General features: G+C 34.3%; 4 protein-coding genes. All 4 read left to right on the top strand.

The window, feature by feature from the left end:
* Positions 1-236: PfkB family carbohydrate kinase (locus JT739_RS11575; RefSeq protein WP_237661285.1), on the top strand; the 236-nt coding region annotated here is incomplete at its 5' end.
* A gap of 140 nt (positions 237-376) precedes the next feature.
* A complete protein-coding gene (nagB, locus tag JT739_RS11570; RefSeq protein WP_237661284.1) occupies positions 377-1,105 on the top strand; it encodes a glucosamine-6-phosphate deaminase in 729 nt (242 codons plus the stop codon).
* 272 nt (positions 1,106-1,377) lie between these two features.
* Positions 1,378-4,200, top strand: a complete 2,823-nt coding sequence (locus JT739_RS11565) for a sigma 54-interacting transcriptional regulator (protein WP_237661283.1) — start codon at positions 1,378-1,380, stop codon at positions 4,198-4,200.
* 220 nt (positions 4,201-4,420) lie between these two features.
* Positions 4,421-4,834 (top strand): PTS sugar transporter subunit IIA, encoded by a 414-nt coding sequence (locus JT739_RS11560; RefSeq protein WP_237661282.1) that lies wholly within the window; start codon positions 4,421-4,423, stop codon positions 4,832-4,834.
* The last annotated feature ends 18 nt before the right edge of the window (positions 4,835-4,852 follow it).

Raw genomic sequence — 4,852 nt, 5'->3', positions numbered from 1 at the left:
CCTATGAAGACATAGAAGTTGTAGATAGAATAGGTAGTGGGGATGCGTATGTTGCAGGAGTGCTTTTTGGAATACTAAAATATAACTGTTTGCAAAAAGCACTTGAGTTTGGTAATGCCATGGCAGCTTTAAAAAACACTGTGCCAGGTGATCTGCCTGCCTGTGATTTTAAAGAGATCGAACAGATAATTAAGAGTCACAAAAAAGACGGAGTGGAGAGCGAAATGAACAGATAATTCCCAAAGTGTCAGACTTAAAAAGTGCCTCCTTTTTAGTTCATATTTTTCTTTAATGCAATTAAAGAAAAATATACAACGGTTTTTAGTAGTGGTATAATTATTTTTGGATATTCTAAATTGACAGGAGGTAAATATTAATGCAGCTGTTTATTGAAAAGGATTATTTAGCAATGAGTAAGAAAGCTGCTCAAATTTTTGCGGATGAGATTCGCAAAAAGCCTAATTTGGTGCTTGGCCTTGCAACTGGAAGCACTCCCATGGGCACGTATGAAGAACTCATTCGAATGCACAAGGAAGAAGGTTTGGATTTTTCACAAGTAGTGTCCTTTAATCTAGATGAATATTATGGTTTAACTCCTGATAATCCTCAAAGTTACAATTACTTTATGTTCGAAAATCTATTTAATAAAATAAATATAAAAAGAGAAAATATCCATATTCCTGATGGCACAGTAAAAGATGTTGAAAATTATTGCAAAGAATATGATATCCAGATAGAGAAATTCGGCGGCATAGATATCCAATTACTAGGTATCGGAGTCAACGGCCACATTGGTTTTAACGAACCGGCTGATGAACTGGTTGTGGGGACACATCTTACTGATCTCACAGAGGATACGATTAAAGCCAATTCAAGATTTTTTGAATCTATAGACCAGGTCCCAACAAAAGCCATAACTATGGGTCTTGGTTCAATAATGAAGGCCAAAAAGATTTTGTTGCTTGCCAACGGCAAAAATAAAGCTCCAATCATTGCCAAACTTATAAAAGGCGGTGTCGTTACAACCCAAAATCCAGCATCCTTTTTGCTTATTCACCCTGATTCAACAATAATTATAGATGAGGAAGCTGCTTCAGAGTTATAAAGATATAAAAAATACCTGAAAGCTTTAGTTGAGTTAGAGAATGTAAAATATTGCGGCTTAGGGCTTTTTCCCTAAGCCGCTTTGAATTATTTCAAGGAGGTTTTCTAGGGAATTTAGCGAATATGAATTACAAACAGACTTCTGCAAATATGATGACGCGACAGTATTATGATAACTGTTTTGTGGAGGTGGGAGACAATATTGGATATGGAATTGTGATAATGGTCATCATGATTCTTTAAGTCAAAACATTTTTACAAAAGGATGATACCATGTACAGGAAGGACAGGATTTATAATGCATTAAAAGATATGTGCAAAAACATTTCAAAATCAGATATAGAAAGAGGCTTTAATGGTTTTACTGCAAGTGAAGTGGCTGATAAGGTGTCTGTTCACAGGAGCAATGTTTGTAAGGATCTAAATTCCCTGTTTGTAGAGAAAAAGCTGATTAAGGTAAAGGGCAAACCCGTCTTTTTTTTCGACAGAGAAAAGTTTATTAGTTTGTATAATTTAAATGATATAAGCACTAGTAAAGTTCTCAGTACACTTAAAGAATACGGTAAAGAGACTAAAAAAGAAAACGATATTAATAAAAATGATGATGTTTTTGCGACGCTTATTGGACACGACAAATCTTTGAAAAACGCAATAGAACAGGCAAAAGCCGCCTTGCTTTATCCACCGTCGGGATTGAACACGCTGCTAATAGGGGAAACGGGTGTAGGCAAAAGCACTTTTGCTGAGCTGATGTTCAAGTTTGCGTTTGAAAATGGGATCTTGAAAAAGGACGCTGAGATGATTTACTTTAATTGTTCTGAGTATGCCGATAATCCCAATATGCTTCTAAGTATGCTTTTTGGACACGTAAAAGGTGCATTTACTGGGGCTAATGAGGAAAAGGTAGGTCTTGTTGAAAAGGCCGACGGAGGGGTACTCTTTTTAGATGAGGTACATAGACTTCCGCCTGAAGGTCAGGAAATGCTTTTTTTACTGATGGACAAGGGCAAATACAGGAAAATGGGGGAAACTGAAACATTAAGAAAGGCAAAGGTTTTCATTATTTGTGCGACAACGGAAAACATCAATTCGGTCCTTTTGAAAACTTTTATCAGAAGAGTGCCTATGGTAATCCAATTACCTTCCCTACAAGAAAGGTCGTTGGAAGAAAAACTGGAGCTTATAGATTACTTTTTAAAAACAGAAGCCAAAATTTTAAGCATACCAGTGAGAGTAGAAAGATATGTTTTTTATTCACTGCTTAATTATAAATGTAATATGAATATCGGTCAGCTAAAAGGAGAAATCCAATTACTTTGCGCTAAAGGATTTCTTAATTATAAGACTATGAAAACTGACGATATATTAATTGATATTCATTCATTATCAAAGGACTTAAAAGAGAGCCTTTTAAATATTGACGATAAGAGAGAGCTTCTTAATGATATTTTTAATAACTATTTTAAAAGCAAAGATGATTACATCGTCTACAATTCTATCTCCGAAGAGAATTATAATGAAAACGCTCTCTCTTATAATCTGTATACCAAAATTGAAAATAATTATGCCAATTATGCGGCACTGGGCTACGCTCCGGAGGAAATAAATAGATTTATTTTACGGGACATAAATATATATTTTAAGGACATATTTGCTAAAACTATATTTTATAAAAAAATCAATGACGATGATATATTTAAAATAGTTGATAGAAAAATATATGAAGTGGTAAAACGAGCTTTAGAAGAAGCAAGCAAAAGAAATACGTTTTTTTATACTAGAAGATTGATTATAGCCTTGGCAATGCACATTGGCGCATTACTGGAAAATATCAAAAATGGGAACGCGTATAGACGGGATATTAGTTATAATTCTATAGATGATGACAGAATTTTAGAAATAGCTAGCTTTATATATAAATTTATAATTGAGAGGTTAGACGTTAATATACCAAAGAATGAAGTATATCTTATTGCAATGATTATACAATCTGTCAGTAGCCAACAGTCGAATCGGAAGATTATTCCCATTATTATAATTTGCCATGGCAATTCTACCGCTACAAGTTTAGCAGAAGTAGCCAATTCGCTGATGGGCAATAATAATTGTTACGGAATAGATATGCCCCTTACTGAAAAGGTAAGCAACACCTTAAACCGTACTATAAATCTTGTTAAAAAGGTAAATGAAGGCAAAGGCGTTTTGCTGATGGTGGATATGGGGTCTTTGATGACCTTTGCTGAGATTATAACAAAGCAGACGGGAATACCAGTAAAATCTATAGAAATGGTGTCAACTCCCATGGTTCTGGAAGCTGCGAGGAAAAGCATGCTATCGGATATGACCTTAGACGACTTGGTTTTGAGCTTGGAAAAAGCAAACCCCTACCTGGGCAGAGCCCATATGGAAGTAAACTATGAAGATACCAACAGTAAAACAGAAAGCCTAATTATTGCTTCATGTATTACGGGCGATAGTGCAGCTGTTAAAATAGCAGAGATGATTAAAACATCAATGCCTATCATTAAAGAAAAAAACATTGAGGTTTTGCCTATGAGCCGCTGGAGATTGGATAATGATATTTTGGACAAAGACATAATAGCGGTGGTAGGAACGGTGGATCTGGGATTAAAGAATGTGCCGTATATTCCCATTGACGAATTTATCCTGGGCGATGGTATGAAAAGATTGACAAGGCTAATTGCGGGAAATAGAGTCTTTTCTGAAAGCGATGATGAGTCAAATGTGGGTATAGTAGTCAATATATTAAGTGACGGATTATCATTTTTAAATCCGGTAAAGGCGTATAAAGTATTAAGCGAATCTTTCAAGGAAATTGAATGTTTTATATCAAAAGAAAATTATATAAAAGCGAAAATTGGCTATATCCTGCATTGCTCTTATATGATAGAAAGATGTTTTAGAAATGATGCATTTATTTACGACGAAAGTGAGGATTTGGTCAACAATAATCAAGAAATATACGCTGCACTAAAGGTGTCGATGAATTTAGTAGAACAGTATTTTGGAATAGAAATCCCCGAAGGAGAACTTTGCTATTTGATAGAATACTTGAATTATATAAAAGGGAATTAAATTAATTTAAATGTTTAAGAGAGATTGACTCTCTTTTTTTTTACATTAACACTAGTGTTATCGACTCTGATTTAATTTAACACAAAATAACACACTTAATTTAGTGTATCAAAAAGGTCGAATTTAAAAGGGAAGTTATAACAGCACTTATTTTGGCATGATATGTGCAAGGAAAAATGATTGAAATTATTCTAAGATATGTAGAAGGAGGGGAAGTATATTGAACAAAATAATAATATCCACCCATGGGAATTTAGCTAGAGAACTGGTAAATACCGCAAGGCTTTTCGCTTCTACAGATAATGTAATTGCCGTTGGCCTGTATCCCGATACTGAACTGATGAAGTACAAAAGTGAATTAGAAAAACTAATTTCCGATGTTAAGGATACAAATATATTAATTTTAACTGATATTTTTGGCGGAACACCATTTAATGTAATAACTCAGATATGCAAAAATCTGAAACTAAAAACAAAAGTAGAAATAATATCCGGCGTTAACTTGCCCATGCTTTTAGAAGTTTTATTGAGGAAAGATAGCGTTCAAGATATTTGTGAGCTGAAACAAATAGCGTATAATGTGGGGAAAAATTCTATAAGAGATTTCTTTGGTGAACTTAATGAATCAAACTAAGTCCTGCGGTAAAATGTC

This window comes from Tepidanaerobacter sp. GT38 (assembly GCF_021991635.1).
In the GTDB taxonomy this organism is placed as follows: domain Bacteria; phylum Bacillota; class Thermosediminibacteria; order Thermosediminibacterales; family Tepidanaerobacteraceae; genus DTU063.
The sequence above is the reverse complement of the archived record's forward strand: the minus strand, read 5'-3'. Positions and strand labels throughout refer to the sequence as shown.

Coding starts and splice junctions, on each gene's coding strand:
- JT739_RS11565 (WP_237661283.1), top strand. CDS start 1,378: ATGTACAGGAAGGACAGGATTTATAATGCATTAAAAGATATGTGCAAA.
- nagB (WP_237661284.1), top strand. CDS start 377: ATGCAGCTGTTTATTGAAAAGGATTATTTAGCAATGAGTAAGAAAGCT.